At 61.5% G+C, this 17063-nt stretch carries 13 protein-coding genes; 4 read left to right on the top strand and 9 right to left on the bottom strand.

Going from position 1 to position 17063, the window contains the following annotated elements:
* Positions 1–2: 2 nt before the first annotated feature.
* Complete coding sequence (gene purL / locus K9857_RS06430; RefSeq protein WP_224534055.1) at positions 3–3899, bottom strand: phosphoribosylformylglycinamidine synthase; 3897 nt, start codon at positions 3897–3899, stop codon at positions 3–5.
* 286 nt (positions 3900–4185) lie between these two features.
* On the opposite strand from purL, the gene mltF reads away from it, so the two are divergent.
* Positions 4186–5646: a membrane-bound lytic murein transglycosylase MltF gene (gene mltF / locus K9857_RS06435; RefSeq protein ID WP_224534056.1), complete on the top strand. Its 1461-nt coding sequence runs from the start codon at positions 4186–4188 to the stop codon at positions 5644–5646.
* Positions 5647–5890: 244 nt separating this feature from the next.
* On the opposite strand, the gene pdxJ is transcribed toward mltF, so the two are convergent.
* The 8 genes from pdxJ to lptF form a co-directional block, all read right to left on the bottom strand.
* Entirely contained in the window at positions 5891–6637 is a 747-nt protein-coding gene (gene pdxJ, locus K9857_RS06440) for a pyridoxine 5'-phosphate synthase (RefSeq protein WP_224534057.1), read from the bottom strand.
* 51 nt (positions 6638–6688) lie between these two features.
* Positions 6689–7378 (bottom strand): DNA repair protein RecO, encoded by a 690-nt coding sequence (recO, locus tag K9857_RS06445; protein WP_224534058.1) that lies wholly within the window; start codon positions 7376–7378, stop codon positions 6689–6691.
* A 171-nt stretch (positions 7379–7549) separates the two neighbouring features.
* Positions 7550–8452, bottom strand: a complete 903-nt coding sequence (era, locus tag K9857_RS06450; protein WP_224534059.1) for a GTPase Era — start codon at positions 8450–8452, stop codon at positions 7550–7552.
* Positions 8445–9134: a ribonuclease III gene (gene rnc, locus K9857_RS06455; RefSeq protein ID WP_110966515.1), complete on the bottom strand. Its 690-nt coding sequence runs from the start codon at positions 9132–9134 to the stop codon at positions 8445–8447. Before rnc ends, era begins: the two co-directional genes overlap by 8 nt.
* A 185-nt stretch (positions 9135–9319) precedes the next feature.
* A complete protein-coding gene (gene lepB, locus K9857_RS06460) occupies positions 9320–10174 on the bottom strand; it encodes a signal peptidase I (RefSeq protein WP_224534060.1) in 855 nt (284 codons plus the stop codon).
* A gap of 5 nt (positions 10175–10179) precedes the next feature.
* The gene (gene lepA, locus K9857_RS06465; protein WP_224534061.1) at positions 10180–11979 is read right to left on the bottom strand and encodes a translation elongation factor 4; all 1800 of its coding nucleotides are present in this window, start codon (positions 11977–11979) and stop codon (positions 10180–10182) included.
* Positions 11980–12150: 171 nt separating this feature from the next.
* Positions 12151–13212 (bottom strand): LPS export ABC transporter permease LptG, encoded by a 1062-nt coding sequence (gene lptG, locus K9857_RS06470; protein WP_224534062.1) that lies wholly within the window; start codon positions 13210–13212, stop codon positions 12151–12153.
* Positions 13205–14323, bottom strand: coding sequence for an LPS export ABC transporter permease LptF (gene lptF / locus K9857_RS06475; RefSeq protein WP_224534063.1), 1119 nt, complete (start codon positions 14321–14323; stop codon positions 13205–13207). The genes lptG and lptF overlap by 8 nt, the downstream gene beginning before the upstream one ends.
* A gap of 324 nt (positions 14324–14647) precedes the next feature.
* On the opposite strand from lptF, the gene K9857_RS06480 reads away from it, so the two are divergent.
* From K9857_RS06480 to K9857_RS06490, 3 genes are read left to right on the top strand one after another with little or no spacing between them, the layout of a single operon-like run.
* Positions 14648–16138 (top strand): leucyl aminopeptidase, encoded by a 1491-nt coding sequence (locus K9857_RS06480; protein ID WP_224534064.1) that lies wholly within the window; start codon positions 14648–14650, stop codon positions 16136–16138.
* A gap of 60 nt (positions 16139–16198) precedes the next feature.
* A complete protein-coding gene (locus K9857_RS06485) occupies positions 16199–16627 on the top strand; it encodes a DNA polymerase III subunit chi (protein ID WP_224534065.1) in 429 nt (142 codons plus the stop codon).
* 8 nt (positions 16628–16635) lie between these two features.
* Positions 16636–17028 (top strand): DNA polymerase III subunit chi, encoded by a 393-nt coding sequence (locus tag K9857_RS06490; RefSeq protein ID WP_224534066.1) that lies wholly within the window; start codon positions 16636–16638, stop codon positions 17026–17028.
* The last annotated feature ends 35 nt before the right edge of the window (positions 17029–17063 follow it).

The raw sequence follows: 17063 nt of genomic DNA on the forward strand, positions 1-17063 counted from the left end.
CCTTAGTTAACCCACACACGAGCATTACGGAACATACGCATCCAAGGTGCGTCTTCGTTCCAGTCATCCGAACGCCACGAGTTCTGCACGGCGCGGAACACACGCTCCGGGTGCGGCATCATGATGGTCACGCGACCGTCGCGGCTGGTCAGGCCGGTGATCCCGCGCGGCGAGCCGTTCGGGTTGGCCGGGTAGCTTTCGGTGACCTTGCCGTGGTTGTCGACGAAACGCATCGCCACGCAACCGGACAGATCGGCTTCCAGCAGAGCTTCTTCGCTGGCAAATTCCGCATGGCCTTCACCGTGAGCGATGGCGATCGGCATACGCGAACCGGCCATGCCTTGCAGGAAGATCGAGTTCGATTCCTGGATCTGCACCATCGCCACGCGAGCTTCGAACTGCTCGGAACGGTTACGCACGAAGTGCGGCCAGAACTCGCTGCCCGGAATCAGCTCGTGCAGGTTGGACATCATCTGGCAACCGTTGCACACACCGAGGGTGAAGCTGTCGTTACGTTCGAAGAAACCCTGGAACGCATCGCGGGCGCGGCTGTTGAACAGCGCCGACTTGGCCCAGCCTTCACCGGCGCCCAGTACGTCACCGTAGGAGAAGCCGCCGCAAGCGACCATGCCCTTGAAGTCGTTCAGGTCGACACGGCCGGCCAGAATGTCGCTCATGTGCACGTCGATCGCGTTGAAACCGGCGCGGTCGAACGCAGCCGCCATTTCCACCTGACCGTTGACGCCCTGCTCACGCAGTACGGCAACCTGTGGACGAATGCCTTTCTTGATGTAAGGCGCGGCGACGTCCTGGTTCACGTCGTAGCTGAGCTTAAAGTTCAGGCCCGGGTTGTCTTCTTCCAGCAAGACATCGAATTCCTGATCGGCGCAGTCGGCGTTGTCACGCAGACGCTGGATCTGGTAGCTGGTCTCGGCCCACTGGCGTTGCAGCAGACGACGCTGGCCTTCGAACACGGTTTCGCCGTTGAAGGTGATGTTGATCTGACCATTGTTGATCGGCTGACCGACTACCGATACGCAGTCGCCCAGACCGGCTGCGCTGAACTGCGCGAGGATGTCCGGCGTGGCGTCCTGGCGAACCTGAATCACCGCACCCAGTTCTTCATTGAACAGGATCGCAGAGATGTCGGCGGAAGTTTCCGCCAGGCCGTCGAGGTTCAGGTTCAGGCCGCAGTGACCGGCGAAGGCCATTTCCACGACGCTGGTCAGCAGACCGCCGTCGGAACGGTCGTGGTAAGCCAGCAGGTGACCGTCGGCGTTGAGGCCTTGGATCACCGCGAAGAAGGCTTTGAGGTCTTCGGCGTCATCGACGTCCGGAGCCTGCTTGCCGAGCTTGCCGTTAACCTGGGCGAGGATCGAGGCACCCATGCGGTTCTGGCCACGACCGAGGTCGATCAGGATCAGGTCGGTAGTGCCCTTGTCCATGCGCAGTTGCGGGGTCAGGGTCTGGCGGATATCGGTCACTGGCGCGAAACCGGTGACGATCAGCGACATTGGCGAGGTGACCGCCTTGTCCACGCCTTCTTCGTTCCAGCGCGTGGCCATGGACATGGAGTCCTTGCCCACCGGAATGGTGATGCCCAGCTCAGGGCACAGTTCCATGCCGACCGCTTTCACGGTGTCGTACAGACGGGCGTCTTCGCCCGGGTGACCGGCGGCGGACATCCAGTTCGCCGACAGTTTGATGTCGGAGATCTTGCCGATGCGCGAAGCCGCGAGGTTGGTCAGGGTTTCGCCGATGGCCATGCGGCCCGACGCCGGAGCGTCCAGCAGAGCCAGCGGAGTACGCTCGCCCATCGCCATGGCTTCACCGGTGTAGACGTCGAAGCTGGTGGCGGTGACGGCAACGTCGGCCACCGGAACCTGCCATGGGCCGACGAACTGGTCACGGGCAACCAGGCCGGTGATGGTGCGGTCGCCGATGGTGATCAGGAAGCTCTTGCTCGCCACGGCCGGGTGATGCAGGACGCGCTCGATGCTCTCGGCGATGTCCAGGGTCGACGGATCGAAATCGTCGCCCAGCTCCGCTTCGCGCTTGACCGAACGGTGCATGCGCGGCGCTTTGCCCAGCAGCACTTCCAGTGGCATGTCCACCGGGCTGTTGCCGAAGTGGCTGTCGGTGACGGTCAGTTGAGGCTCGGCAGTGGCTTCGCCGACCACGGCGAACGGGCAGCGCTCGCGTTCGCAGATTGCCTTGAAGCGCTCGAAGTCGGCCGGGCCGACCGCCAGAACGTAACGTTCCTGGGATTCGTTACTCCAGATTTCGTGCGGGGCCATGCCCGGCTCGTCGTTTGGAATGTTGCGCAGTTCGAAACGGCCACCGCGGTCGCCGTCGTTGACCAGTTCCGGGAAGGCGTTGGACAGACCGCCCGCGCCCACGTCGTGAATGAAGCTGATCGGGTTCTTGTCACCCAGTTGCCAGCAACGGTCGATGACTTCCTGGCAGCGACGTTCCATTTCCGGGTTTTCGCGCTGTACCGAAGCGAAGTCCAGGTCCGCCGAGCTGGTGCCGGTGGCCATGGAGGAAGCAGCACCGCCGCCCAGGCCGATCAGCATCGCCGGGCCGCCAAGCACGATCAGCTTGGAGCCGACAACGATCTCGCCTTTCTGTACGTGCTCTTCACGGATGTTGCCCATGCCGCCGGCCAGCATGATCGGCTTGTGGTAACCGCGGACTTCGTCGCCGTGCGGGGTGGTGATCGACTGCTCGAAGGTACGGAAGTAGCCGGTCAGGGCCGGACGACCGAATTCGTTGTTGAACGCAGCGCCGCCCAGCGGGCCTTCGATCATGATGTCCAGCGCGGTGACGATGCGCTCAGGCTTGCCGTACGGCACTTCCCACGGCTGTTCGAAGCCCGGGATCTGCAGGTTGGATACGGTGAAGCCGGTCAGGCCGGCCTTCGGCTTGGCGCCACGACCGGTTGCGCCTTCGTCGCGGATTTCGCCGCCGGAACCGGTGGATGCGCCCGGGAACGGGGCGATCGCGGTCGGGTGGTTGTGGGTCTCGACCTTCATCAGGATGTGCACCGGCTCCTGCACCGCGCCGTACTGGCGGGTTTCAGGGTCCGGGAAGAAACGACCAGCCACGGAACCGACGATCACCGAAGCGTTGTCCTTATAAGCGGACAGCACGCCTTCGTTGTGCATCTGGTAGGTGTTCTTGATCATGCCGAACAGGCTTTTTTCCTGGCTCTCGCCGTCGATGTCCCAACTGGCGTTGAAGATCTTGTGACGGCAGTGCTCGGAGTTCGCCTGGGCGAACATCATCAGTTCGATGTCATGCGGGTTGCGTTTGAGGCCGACGAAGGCGTTGACCAGATAATCGATCTCGTCTTCTGCCAGGGCCAGGCCCAGCTCGACGTTGGCCTTCTCCAGTGCGGCGCGGCCACCACCGAGCAAGTCGATCGCGGTCAGCGGCTTCGGCTCGGCGTGGCTGAACAGACCGGCGGCCTGCTCCAGGTTGCCCAGCACGATCTGGGTCATGCGGTCGTGCAGGGTATCGGAGATCAGTTGCGCGTCAGCGTCGCTGAACTGGCCGGCCACGTAGAACGCAATGCCGCGCTCCAGGCGCTGGATCTTGGTCAGGCCGCAGTTGCGAGCGATGTCGCTGGCCTTGCTCGACCATGGCGAAATGGTGCCGAAACGCGGCAGCACCAGGAACAGACGACCGGTCGGCTCCTGGACCGGAACGCTTGGACCGTACTTCAGAAGGCGCGCGAGCACCTGCTGTTCGTCGCCGGTCAGGACGCCGGTAACTTCGGCGAAGTGAGCGAATTCAGCGTACAGGCCACTGACAGCCGGAACCTTCTGGCTCAGTTGCTCAAGGAGTTTGCTGTGGCGAAAGGCAGAAAGGGCAGGAGCGCCGCGCAGGATCAACATCTTCGGGACAGCCTCGGAAGGGGGTGTGCTTTGAGGCCGTGCATTCTAGCCTAAACAGCCCACGAAATCAGCCGTAACGCTCTGCACGGTTGCACCCGGACGTCGGGCGGGCCATTGCGCCTGCTCAAGCGGGCCGATCAGGCCCTTTGCCCGCGGATATTTTCATTGTCACAAATCGCCGCCGAAGCCCATTCCAGCGGGCTCCACAGCGGTTTTTCACGCTCTAGCAGACTAGCCTACTGCTGTCGAGATATGGCGCTGCTGGTCCTTTGCGTATACTGCGCAAATGTTTTCCCCAACGGCTTTGCGTCCGCGATACGCCAAATGGTTGATCGCAACCGGACTCTTCCTGTTGCTCAGTGGCTGTGTTGATAAACCCAACACCCTCGAGCGCGTAAAGGAGGATGGTGTGCTGCGGGTGGTTACCCGAAACAGCCCCGCCACCTACTTTCAGGATCGCAACGGTGAAACCGGCTTCGAATACGAGCTGGTGAAGCGCTTCGCCGACGATCTGGGGGTCGAGCTCAAGATCGAGACCGCCGACAACCTCGACGACCTGTTCAGTCAGGTCGGCAAGCCCAACGGCCCGGTGCTGGCCGCCGCGGGCCTGGTCAGCAGCGAGGAGCGCAAGAAACAGGTGCGTTTTTCCCACTCCTACCTTGAAGTCACCCCGCAGATCATCTATCGCAACGGCCAGTCCCGGCCGACCGACGCCAAGGATCTGGTGGGCAAGAAGATCATGGTGCTCAAGGGCAGCACCCACGCCGATCAGCTGGCGCAGCTGAAACAGAAATTTCCCGGCATCGAGTACGAAGAGTCCGACGCGGTCGAGGTCGTGGATCTCCTGCGCATGGTGGACGAAGGTCAGATCGACCTGACCCTGGTGGACTCCAACGAAGTGGCGATGAACCAGGTGTATTTCACCAACATCCGGGTCGCCTTCGACCTCGGTGATGCCCGGGATCAGGCCTGGGCCCTGGCGGCCGGGGATGACAACAGCCTGCTCAACGAGGTCAACGAGTACCTCGACAAGGTCAAGAAGAACGGCACTCTGCAACGTCTGAAGGACCGCTACTACGGGCACGTCGACGTTCTTGGCTACATGGGCGCCACCACCTTCGCCCAACACTTGCAGCAACGCCTGCCCAAGTACGAACAGCACTTCAAGGCCTACGCCAAGAAAGAGAAGGTCGACTGGCGTCTGCTGGCGGCGGTGGGCTATCAGGAATCCCTCTGGCAACCGGCCGTGACCTCCAAGACCGGCGTGCGCGGCCTGATGATGCTGACCCAGAACACCGCGCAGGCCATGGGCGTGTCCAACCGCCTCGATCCCAAGCAGAGCATCATGGGCGGCGCCAAGTACCTGGCTTATATGAAGGAGCAGTTGGATGAGTCGATCCAGGAGCCGGACCGCACCTGGTTTGCCCTGGCGGCCTACAACGTTGGCAGCGGCCACCTGGATGACGCGCGCAAGCTGGCGGCCAAGGAAGGGCTGAATCCGGACAAGTGGCTGGACGTGAAGAAGATCCTGCCGCGCCTGTCCGAGAAGAAGTGGTACAGCAAGACCCGTTACGGCTACGCCCGTGGCGGCGAACCGGTGCATTTCGTGGCGAACATCCGCCGCTACTACGACATCCTGACCTGGGTCACACAGCCGCAGCTTGAAGGCGATCAGGTGGCCGAGGGCAACCTACATGTGCCGGGCATCGACAAGAGCAAGCCGGCGCAGGAAACCCCGCCGCTTTAACAGATACCATCAATCAAAATGTGGGAGCGGGCTTGCTCGCGAAGGCGTCGTGTCTGTCGACATCAACGTTGACTGATCCACCGCTTTCGCGAGCAAGCCCGCTCCCACAGGTTCATGGGACTAATGCAGACTTTGTGAACAACACACCCGGTGGGACGAGGCTTGCCCGCGAAGGCGTCAGGACAGCCAACATTGAGGCTGGATGATCCGGCCTCTTCGCGGGCAAGCCTCGCTCCTACGGGGGTCAGGCCTTGGCGGCAGCCGCCAGAATCAGGGCCTTCATCTCCGACACCGCCGACTTGAACCCCACGAACAACGCATGCGCCACCAGCGCGTGGCCGATGTTCAGTTCGTTGATGCCCTTGATCGCCGCCACTGCCTCGACGTTGTGGTAATGCAGGCCATGGCCGGCGTTGACGATCAGGCCCTGGGCCAGACCGAAGGCCACGCCGTCGGCGACGCGCTTGAGCTCTTCAGCCACTTCGGTCGGCGTCTCGGCATCGGCGTAACGGCCGGTGTGCAGTTCGATGGCCGGCGCACCGACGCGGCGCGACGCTTCGATCTGCCGCTCGTCGGCATCGATGAACAGCGACACTTCCGAACCGATCTTCGACAGGCGCTCCACCGCCGCCTTGATCCGCGCTTCCTGCCCCGCCACATCCAGGCCGCCTTCGGTGGTCAGTTCCTGACGGGTTTCCGGGACCAGGCAGATGTGCGCCGGACGAACGCGCTCGGCGAACGCCATCATTTCTTCAGTGACGCCCATTTCGAAATTCATGCGGGTCTGCAGCACTTCGCTGAGCACCAGCACGTCGCGTTCCTGAATGTGCCGGCGGTCTTCGCGCAAATGCACGGTGATGCCGTCAGCGCCCGCCTCTTCCGCGTCCAGGGCTGCCTTGACCGGGTCCGGGTAGCGGGTGCCGCGGGCCTGACGCAGGGTGGCGACGTGGTCGATGTTCACGCCAAGAAGAATGCGGGTGCTGGTGGTCACGGAAGCGCTCCAGAAGAAGAGAAAGTTCGGTGCACAGCATACACGGGGAATTTACGGCTTTCGAAACAACTCTCGGGATACCAGTGGCCGACCGCCCAAATGCACCGCCAGCGCCTGGCGCATCAGGCGCTTGGCGGCGGACAGCGCACCGGGGGCGGACCAGTCGGCTTCAGACATGGCCAGCAGTTCGACGCCGTTGAACAGTCCGGGTTGCAACAGATAGACCCGCTCCAGCCCTGCGTCCACTTGCAGGCGATAGAGACCGTCCGGCGCGATAGGCTCGCCGTGGATGTCGGTGCTCAAGGCAAAGCCATAACCCAGGTCGTCCAGCAGGCGCCATTCGAAGGAGCGCAGCAGCGGTTCCAGTGGCCGGCCCTCAGCCAGGGCCAGCAAGGTCGCGGCGTAGTGATCGAACACGCCGGGATGCGGGTCTTCGGCGGGCAGCAGACGAATCAGCAACTCGTTGAGATAGAGCCCGCTGAACAGCGCTTCGCCGTGCAGCCAGGTGGAAACCCCGGCACTTTCCATGCGCCCGACATTCTTAAGCTCTCCCCGCCCGCGAAACTCCACTTCCAGCGGCACGAACGGCCGCGCCAACGTCCCGGCCTTGCCCCGCGCACTGCGCAACACCGCCCGCAGTCGACCTTGCGGCGTGAGGAAGTCCACCAAGGCGCTGGTTTCGCGGTAGGCGCGGGTGTGGAGGACGTAGGCGGGTTGGCCGATGGGCGGGGTTTGCGACATTAAGTCAGAGGTCTCACTGGAGGAATGCGATCTTACCTGTAACCAAAAACCATTGTGGGAGCGGGCTTGCCCGCGATGGCGGACCCACATTCAACATCTCTGCCGAATGTTACATCCTCATCGCGGGCAAGCCCGCTCCCACAGGTTTCTACGGTGCGATGTCGAAAGGGTTTACAGATCGCCGTAACCCAGCGACCGCAACGCACGCTCATCATCGGACCAGCCACCCTTAACCTTCACCCAAAGGTTAAGCATGATCTTGGAGTCGAACAGCAGCTCCATGTCCTTGCGCGCCTCGGTGCCGATGCGCTTGATGCGCTCGCCCTTGTCGCCAATGATGATTTTCTTCTGGCCGTCACGTTCGACGAGGATCAGCGCATGAATGTGCAGGGTCTTGCCCTGCTGCTTGAACTCTTCGATTTCGACGGTGATCTGGTACGGCAGCTCGGCCCCCATCTGGCGCATGATCTTTTCACGCACCAGCTCGGCGGCGAGGAAGCGGCTGCTGCGGTCGGTGATCTGGTCTTCCGGGAAGAAGTGATCGTTTTCCGGCAACTGCTCGGCAATCACCTTCTCCAGCGCATCGAGGTTGTGCCCGTGCTGCGCCGAAATCGGGATGATCTGCGCGTTTGGCAGCTGTTCCTGCAACCAGGACAGGTGCGGCATCAGCTCGGCCTTGTCTTCGATGCGGTCGGTCTTGTTCAGCGCGACGATCAATGGACCTGTCACGTACTGCACGCGTTCGAGAACCATCTGGTCTTCTTCGGTCCACTTGGTGCGGTCGACCACGAAGATCACCACGTCGACGTCTTTCAACGCCGCCGAAGCGGTCTTGTTCATGTAGCGGTTCAGGGCCTTTTCGCCACCCTTGTGCATGCCGGGGGTGTCGACGTAGATCGCCTGCACATCGCCCTCGGTCTTGATACCGAGCATGTTGTGGCGAGTGGTCTGCGGCTTGCGCGAGGTGATCGCCAGCTTCTGGCCGAGGATGTGGTTGAGCAACGTGGACTTGCCCACGTTCGGACGGCCGACGATGGCAACGTAGCCACAGCGAGTTGCAGTTGTATCAGTCATTGCCATTCTCCACACCCAGGGCAATCAGTGCTGCGGCGGCCGCTACCTGTTCGGCAATACGACGGCTCACACCCTGACCTCGGCTTTTTTCGTTCAGTAGGATGATTTCGCATTCGACGAAGAACGTCCGGCAATGCGGCTCACCCTGGATATCCACCACTTCATAACGTGGCAGCTCGCACCCGCGGGACTGCAGGAACTCCTGCAGGCGGGTTTTCGGGTCCTTGTTGGTGTCGACCAGCGTCAGGCCTTCGAACTCGCCGGCCAGCCAGGCCAGTACGCGCTCGCGGGCGACTTCGATGCCGGCGTCCAGGTAGATCGCACCGATCAGCGCTTCCAGGGCATCGGCCAGAATCGACTCACGACGGAAACCGCCGCTTTTCAACTCGCCGGATCCCAGGCGCAGGTGCTCGCCCAGATCGAAACCACGGGCCAGTACGGCCAGGGTCTCACCTTTCACCAGACGTGCGCGCAAACGCGACAATTGGCCTTCGCGGGCCAGCGGGAAGCGATCGAACAATGCTTCACCGGCGACGAAGTTGAGGATGGCGTCACCGAGGAATTCCAGGCGCTCGTTGTTGCGCCCGGCAAAGCTGCGGTGAGTCAGGGCCAGGACCATCAGTTCCTGATCCTTGAAGGTGTAACCGAGCTGACGCTCGAGACGGCTTAGAGAGGCGCTCACGGTTTACCCACGCTGAGTTCGTGGTTGGATTCCACAGCCATCGCCGGGTTGCGGCGCAGGCTTGGGACAATTAACGCTGTGTTCAAAAATAACGTCCTGAATATCATTGGCTTCATGCTTTCGGCCCCGAAATCCGTCGGTTCCAGAAATGCATTCGGCGCTGTGTTCAACAGCGCCGTGTGTGATTACTGAATCAGGCCAACCCGCGAGAAATTCGGCAAGTGACTGAGTTTGGGTTCCGGCCAGCTCATCCAGACTGCAAAGGCCTTGCCGACGATATTCTTGTCGGGAACCATGCCCAGCAGATCCTTGGGAATATTCGGATCATCCCAGTAGCGACTGTCGTTGGAGTTGTCGCGGTTGTCGCCCATCATGAAGTAGTGCCCGGCAGGCACGGTCCAGGTACGGTCCGGCGTTGCGCGGTAGCGGCTCATTTCCTTGCGGATCAGGTGCTCGGCGACGCCGAGTTTTTCCTTGTAGAGCTCGGCGCTGCCCAGGGTGCCCGGCTCGGAGCCGATCAGTTGCTCGGCAATCGACTGGCCATTGACGAACAGTCGCTTGTCGGCGGTGTAACGAACCTGATCACCCGGCAGACCGACCACACGCTTGATGTAGTTGACGTTCGGATCGCTCGGGTAGCGGAACACCATCACATCGCCGCGCTGTGGCTCGCCGACTTCGATGATCTTCTTGTCGATCACCGGCAGGCGGATCCCGTAGGAAAACTTGCTCACCAGGATGAAATCGCCGACGTCCAGGGTCGGTTTCATCGAGCCGGACGGAATCTGGAACGGTTCCACCAGGAACGAACGCAGCACCAGAACGATGAACAACACCGGGAAGAACGATTTGCCGTACTCGACCAGCAACGGCTCCTTGTTCAGCTTCTCCAGCACCACCCCGTCAGGCTGGCTGACGCTGCCCTCGTAGGAAGCAATGGCGGACCGCCGACGCGGCGCCAGGATCAGCAGATCGAGCAGCGCCAACAGACCGCAGACGAATACAGCGATAACCAGCAACAGCGGGAAATTTAGCGACATAGGACCTAACTATCCAACCTGAGCACGGCAAGGAAGGCGTCTTGTGGAATTTCCACGTTGCCGACCTGCTTCATGCGTTTCTTACCGGCCTTTTGCTTCTCCAGCAGTTTCTTCTTACGGCTGACGTCACCACCGTAGCATTTGGCCAATACGTTCTTTCTGAGTGCCTTGACGGTTGTACGCGCCACAATCTGACCACCAATGGCGGCCTGGATTGCCACGTCGAACATCTGCCGTGGAATCAGTTCTTTCATCTTCTCGGTCAACTGGCGCCCTTTGTAGTGCGCGTTGTCCTTGTGCACGATCAGCGCCAGGGCATCGACCTTGTCGCCGTTGATCAGCACGTCCAGCTTCACCAGATTAGCCGATTGGTAACGATCGAAATGGTAATCGAGCGAAGCATAGCCGCGGCTGGTGGATTTGAGACGGTCGAAGAAGTCCAGGACCACTTCGTTCATCGGCAAATCGTAAGTCACCTGCACCTGGTTGCCGAGGAACAGCATGTCGTGCTGCACGCCACGCTTCTCGATGCACAGGGTGATGACGTTGCCCAGGTGTTCCTGCGGCACAAGAATGTTGGCCCGCACGATCGGCTCGCGCATGTCTTCGATCGCAGACAGGTCCGGCAGTTTCGACGGGTTATCGACGTAGATCGTTTCACCGGTCTTGAGCAGCAGCTCGAAGATTACCGTCGGCGCAGTGGTGATCAGGTCCAGGTCGTATTCGCGCTCCAGGCGCTCCTGGATGATCTCCATGTGCAGCATGCCGAGGAAGCCGCAACGGAAGCCGAAGCCCAGTGCGTCGGAGCTTTCCGGGGTGTACTGCAGGGACGAGTCGTTCAGGGTGAGCTTTTGCAGGGCATCACGGAAGTCTTCGAAGTCGTCGGAGCTGACCGGGAACAGGCCGGCGTAGACCTGCGGCTGAATGCGTTTGAAACCTGGCAGCACGTCGACGTCCGGCGTGGAGCTCAGGGTCAGGGTATCGCCCACCGGCGCACCGTGAATGTCCTTGATGCCGGCGATGATGAAGCCCACTTCACCGGCCTTCAGGTCAGTGGTGGCGGTATGTTTGGGGTTGAACACACCAACGCTGTCGACCAAGTGGACCTTGCCGGTGGATTTGACGAGGATCTTGTCGCCTTTCTTCACGCGGCCGTGGCGTACGCGCACCAGGGACACAACGCCCAGGTAGTTGTCGAACCAAGAGTCGATGATCAACGCTTGCAGCGGATCTTCGATATTGCCGGTCGGCGCCGGAATGGTAGTAACCAGGCGTTCCAGCACGTCATTGACGCCCAGACCGGTCTTGGCGCTGCAAGTGACCGCGTCGGTGGCATCGATGCCGATGATTTTCTCGATTTCGTCCTTCACGCGCTCAGGCTCGGCCTGGGGCAGGTCGATCTTGTTCAGGACCGGCATGACTTCCAGGCCCTGCTCGATCGCGGTGTAGCAGTTGGCAACCGACTGCGCTTCAACGCCTTGACCTGCGTCGACCACCAGCAGCGCACCTTCACAGGCCGCCAGCGAGCGGCTGACTTCGTAGGTGAAGTCAACGTGGCCGGGGGTGTCAATGAAGTTCAGCTGGTAGGTAATTCCATCCTGGGCTTTGTAGTACAGCGTGACACTGTGCGCCTTGATGGTGATTCCGCGCTCGCGTTCAAGGTCCATGGAGTCCAGAACCTGGGCTTCCATTTCACGCTCGGCCAGGCCGCCGCAGATCTGGATGAAGCGATCGGCCAGCGTCGACTTGCCATGGTCAATGTGGGCGATGATGGAGAAATTGCGGATATGACTCAAATCACTCACGGATCAACACTCAAAAAGGCTGCAGGCATAGCCCGCCGAAAAATAGCCGGGAATTGTACCTGATCCACGGCGCAAGCGTCACGCTCGCAGGTCAGACGGCAGGTACAAAAACGCCCCGGTCTTGCGACAGGGGCGTTTTCAGATGAGACAAAAGACGTAAATCGCCCGCTTTTAGCCGGCCCGACGCAACAGCCAGAGCCCCGCCAAGGCGCAGATCCCGGCCGGCACCAGCACCGCGAACAGTGGCGAGAAGCCGAACACCAGGCTCGACGGCCCCAGCAAATCCTGGGCAATGCGGAAGGTAAAGCCCACCAGCACGCCGGTAAACACGCGTTGACCGAGGGTTACCGAGCGCAAAGGACCGAAGATGAAGGAGATCGCCATCAATACCAGGGCGGCGGTGACCAGCGGCTGCAACACCTTGACCCAAAATGCCAGCCAATAACGGCCATTGTTCAGGCCTTGATCCGCCAGATAGTGGATATACCCCCAAAGACCGGAGATCGACAGCGACTCGGGCGCCATGACCACGGTGCTCAGCAATTGCGGGCTCAACGCCACGTCCCAACGCTCGACCGGGGTGTTGACCACTTCCGTGCTGCGCTCGTGGAACAAGGTGGTGGTCACATCGCTCAACTGCCAGTGATCGGTCTGGAATTCGGCACGCTTGGAGAAGCTGGACGACAACATGTGCCGTTCCTTGTCGAAGTGATAGCGAGTCACGCCGTAGAGGATGCCGTTGGGTTGTACCGAGTTGACGTGGATGAACTCGTCGCCCTGACGGTGCCACAGGCCGTGCTTGGCGCTTTGCGCGTCGCCACTGCCCTGGGCAAGAGAACGGTTGGCCTGCGCAGTGCTTTCGGTGGCCGGCGCGACGTACTCGCCGATCAACAGCCCCACCACCATCAGCACCAGCATCGGCTTCATCACCGCCCAGACGATCCGCCCGACCGAAACCCCGGCCGCGCGCATGATGGTCAGTTCGCTGTTGCTGGCCAGACTGCCCAGGCCGATCAGGCAACCGATCAGCGCGGCCATCGGCAGCATGTCGTACAGACGACGCGGCGCCGTCAGCAAGACGTAACTCAGGACATCGACCAGCGTATAGGTGTCGCTGACATCGCCCATCTCATCGATGAACGCAAACAAGGTCGCCAGACCGAGAATGATCCCCAGTACCGCCAGGATCGCCATGAACACGCTGCTACCGATGTAGCGGTCGAGCTTAACCACGGGCCACCTCCCGCGCGCTGCGACGACTCGCCAACTTCAGTTGCAAGGGCTCCCAATAGAGCAGGGCCAGGCCGATGACCAGGAATATCCCGTGCACCCACCAAAGTCCCAGCGCGGGCGGAATCTTGCCCTTTTCGAGGGCGCCGCGAGCGGCAATCAGGATGGTCAGGTAAGCCATATAAAGAAGAATCGCCGGCAGCAGCTTGAGGAAACGGCCCTGGCGCGGGTTGACCCGCGACAGCGGCACCGCCATCAGGGTCACGATGAACACCAGCAATGGCAGGGACAGGCGCCATTGCAGCTCGGTGCGCGAACGGATGTCGTCACTGCCCAGCAGGGACGCGGTGGTCATGGCGTCGCGGTCGGTCACTTCATCGCTGACATCCGGCTTGGGCAGCAGTACGCCATATTCCTGATAGTGAATCGCCCGGTAATCGGCCTGCCCCGGGTTACCGTCGTAGCGGTAGCCGTTGTCGAGAATCAGGTAGCGGTTGCCGTCGGGGCGGATTTCCTGACGGCCCTTCTCGGCCACCAGCACCGAAATCCCGCGGTCTTTCTGGTCGGAAGAGAGGTTCTTCTGGGAAATGAACACGCCGGCCAGATTGACCCGGTCATCCGACAGCTGCTCGGTGTAGGTCACCCGGGTCCCGTCGCGCAGGGCCTGGAAGCGACCGGGTTCCAGAGTATCGAACTCGGTCAGCGCGTCCTGCTTGTTCAGCAGCAGCTGGAACTGATTGGCCCCTTGCGGCGCCAGGCTCAGGCTCAACCATGCAACCACCAGCGCCACCAGGGCGGCCGGGAACAGGGTCATGCGAAACAGGCGTTGCTGGCTCATGCCGGTGGCCGACAGCACGGTCATTTCACTTTCAAGGTACAGGCGACCATAAGACAGCAGGATCCCGAGGAACAGGCCCAGCGGCAGGATCAGCTGCAGAAAGCCCGGCAGACGAAAGCCCATGATCAGGAACAGCGAGCTCGGATCCAACTGACCCGAAGCCGCTTGCGCGAGGTACTTGATGAAGCGTCCGCTCATGATGATGACCAGCAGCACGGCGCTGACGGCGCTCAAGGTCAACAGGACTTCGCGGGATAGATAACGGAAGACGATCAAACCAGACACTCCAGGGTTGTCAGGCTAAGGCGGCCAAACAAGCAAACACTTCAGACAGCCCGCAGGGCAGAGCCGCCGAAAAAAAGATGGCGCATTATCCTGTGATTGAGTGCGCCTGTCACTTCGCAATGCATCGAGACACCTGCCGTAACAGGCCTGTTGACCACCATACAATCGTATGACCAAGGGTTGTCAGGCGCAGGTAGCGAGGTTCAAACTGCGGCCTTCGTCGCCAGACACCGCTGGCGCCTTCTATTTATAAGCAAGCGACGCACACCCGCTGTCGAGCGCTTGCGAGTTGACCATCAATTCAGGGACCTGGACATGGAACTGGTTGTAAAAAGTGTTAACGCGGAAACATTGAAGACCGCCACGCTGGTCGTCGCTGTCGGCGAAGGCCGCAAACTGGGCGCCACAGCCAAACAACTCGACGAACTCAGCGGCGGCGCCATCAGTGCCGTTCTCAAGCGCGGCGACCTGGCCGGCAAGACCGGTCAGAGTCTGCTGCTGCACAGCCTGCCGAACCTCAAGGCCGAACGCGTGCTGCTGGTGGGCGTGGGCAAGGATGAAGAACTGGGCGACCGCCCGTTCCGTAAAATCGTCGCCGGCGTGCTCAACACCCTCAAGGGCCTGGGCGGCAGCGACGCGGTGCTGGCCCTGGACGAAATCGTCGTCAAGGGTCGCGACAGCTACGGCAAGACCCGCCTTCTAGCCGAAACCCTGGTGGACGGCGGCTATCAGTTCGACCAGTTCAAGAGCCAGAAAGCCGAACCGCGCGCCCTGAAGAAAATCACCCTGCTGACCATCAAGGCCGCTCAGGCCGAAGTGCAGCGCGCCGTGACCCACGCCACCGCGATCGCCAACGGCATGGCCTTCACCCGTAACCTGGGCAACCTGCCGCCGAACATCTGCCACCCGACCTTCCTCGGTGAGCAGGCCAAGGACCTGGGCAAAGAGTTCAAGGATCTGAAAGTCGAAGTCCTCGACGAGAAGAAGATCAAGGCGCTGGGCATGGGCTCGTTCTACGCCGTCGGCCAGGGCAGCGCCCAGCCGCCGCGCCTGATCGTCATGCAATACAACGGCGGCAAGAAATCCGAGAAGCCGTACGCGCTGGTCGGCAAGGGCATCACCTTCGACACCGGTGGCATCAGCCTCAAGCCGGGCGCCGGCATGGACGAAATGAAATACGACATGGGCGGCGCCGCCAGCGTATTCGGCACCCTGCGTGCCGTGCTGGAACTCAAGCTGCCGATCAACCTGGTGTGCATCCTGGCCTGCGCCGAGAACATGCCGAGCGGCACCGCTTCGCGTCCGGGCGATATCGTCACCACCATGAGCGGCCAGACCGTGGAAATCCTCAACACCGACGCCGAAGGCCGTCTGGTGCTGTGCGACGCCCTCACCTACTCCGAGCGCTTCAAGCCGCAGGCGGTGATCGACATCGCCACCCTGACCGGCGCCTGCGTGGTTGCACTGGGTTCCCATACTTCGGGCCTGCTGGGCAACAACGACGAGCTGATCGGCCAACTGCTGAGCGCCGGCAAGGCCGCCGACGACCGCGCCTGGCAACTGCCGCTGTTCGATGAGTACCAGGAACAGCTGGACAGCCCGTTCGCCGACATCGCCAACATCGGCGGCCCGAAAGCCGGCACCATCACCGCGGCCTGCTTCCTGTCGCGCTTCACCAAGAACCTGAACTGGGCGCACCTGGACATCGCCGGTACCGCCTGGACCAGCGGCGGCAAGGACAAGGGCGCAACTGGCCGTCCGGTTCCGCTGCTGACCCAATACCTGCTGGACCGCGCCAAAGCCTGAAACCGATGACCCGGGGCGGCGTTGCTTTCGGGCAGCGCCGCCCTTGGCTCAGGAACTGCAATGACCAAAGTCGACTTCTATATCCTGCCCAGCGCCGATCCTTCGGCACGCCTGGACTTCGCCTGCAAACTCACGGAAAAAGCCTGGCGCATGGGCCACCGTGTCTATCTGCATTGCAGCGACACTGCTCAGCGCGACGATCTGGATGCGCGCCTGTGGGCCTTCAAGGGCGAAAGTTTCGTGCCCCACGGCCCCGCGGAAAGCGAACCGGACGGGCTGATCGTATTGGGTATTGGCGATGATTGCGGTCAACATCAGGATTTGCTGGTCAACCTGGACCTCAAGATCCCCGCTTTTGCCCAGCGTTTCGCCCGCGTGGCGGAAGTGGTGGTCGAAGATCCGGTGATTCGCCAGGCCGCGCGGGAGAGTTTCCGTTTCTACCGCGAACAGGGCTATCCTCTGCAAGATCACCGTTTACAGCGACTCTGAGCATTCCGATGGACACTCCAAAACCGCTGCAAAAATCCGCGCACCTGCTGGACGACCTCGAGTCGATCCGCCAATTGCTCGGCGATGACAACCTGCAACCGCCGCTGCTGACCGACACGGTCGAAGCGGACGATCAGGAACAGATTCCGATGCTGTTCGACGCCGTCAGCGAACCTGAACCGGCCGTCGAACCCGCACCTTCCAAGCCCGCTGCCGCCGAGCCTGCACCGAGCGCCGACAAAAACGCCGAAGCCCAGTTGTACCTCGACAGCGAACTGCGCGCCGCCGCGCAATTGATCATGCAAGACGTGATCGACGACTTCGCGCCGCACATCGAAACCGAAATCAAACGCCGCCTGAGCGCGCGGCTTGAGCGGTTGTTGAGTCAGTACAACGACTGACCAAGGGGATTTGCGCATGCTCTTTGTAGGAGCAA

Source organism: Pseudomonas sp. REP124 (genome assembly GCF_020164475.1).
Taxonomy (GTDB): Bacteria; Pseudomonadota; Gammaproteobacteria; order Pseudomonadales; family Pseudomonadaceae; genus Aquipseudomonas.

What these genes read in the sequence shown, in the direction of transcription:
- purL (WP_224534055.1), bottom strand. Translation starts at nt 3,899, where the DNA reads ATGTTGATCCTGCGCGGCGCTCCTGCCCTTTCTGCCTTTCGCCACAGC.
- mltF (WP_224534056.1), top strand. Translation starts at nt 4,186, where the DNA reads ATGTTTTCCCCAACGGCTTTGCGTCCGCGATACGCCAAATGGTTGATC.
- recO (WP_224534058.1), bottom strand. Translation starts at nt 7,378, where the DNA reads ATGTCGCAAACCCCGCCCATCGGCCAACCCGCCTACGTCCTCCACACC.
- era (WP_224534059.1), bottom strand. Translation starts at nt 8,452, where the DNA reads ATGACTGATACAACTGCAACTCGCTGTGGCTACGTTGCCATCGTCGGC.
- lepB (WP_224534060.1), bottom strand. Translation starts at nt 10,174, where the DNA reads ATGTCGCTAAATTTCCCGCTGTTGCTGGTTATCGCTGTATTCGTCTGC.
- K9857_RS06480 (WP_224534064.1), top strand. Translation starts at nt 14,648, where the DNA reads ATGGAACTGGTTGTAAAAAGTGTTAACGCGGAAACATTGAAGACCGCC.
- K9857_RS06485 (WP_224534065.1), top strand. Translation starts at nt 16,199, where the DNA reads ATGACCAAAGTCGACTTCTATATCCTGCCCAGCGCCGATCCTTCGGCA.
- K9857_RS06490 (WP_224534066.1), top strand. Translation starts at nt 16,636, where the DNA reads ATGGACACTCCAAAACCGCTGCAAAAATCCGCGCACCTGCTGGACGAC.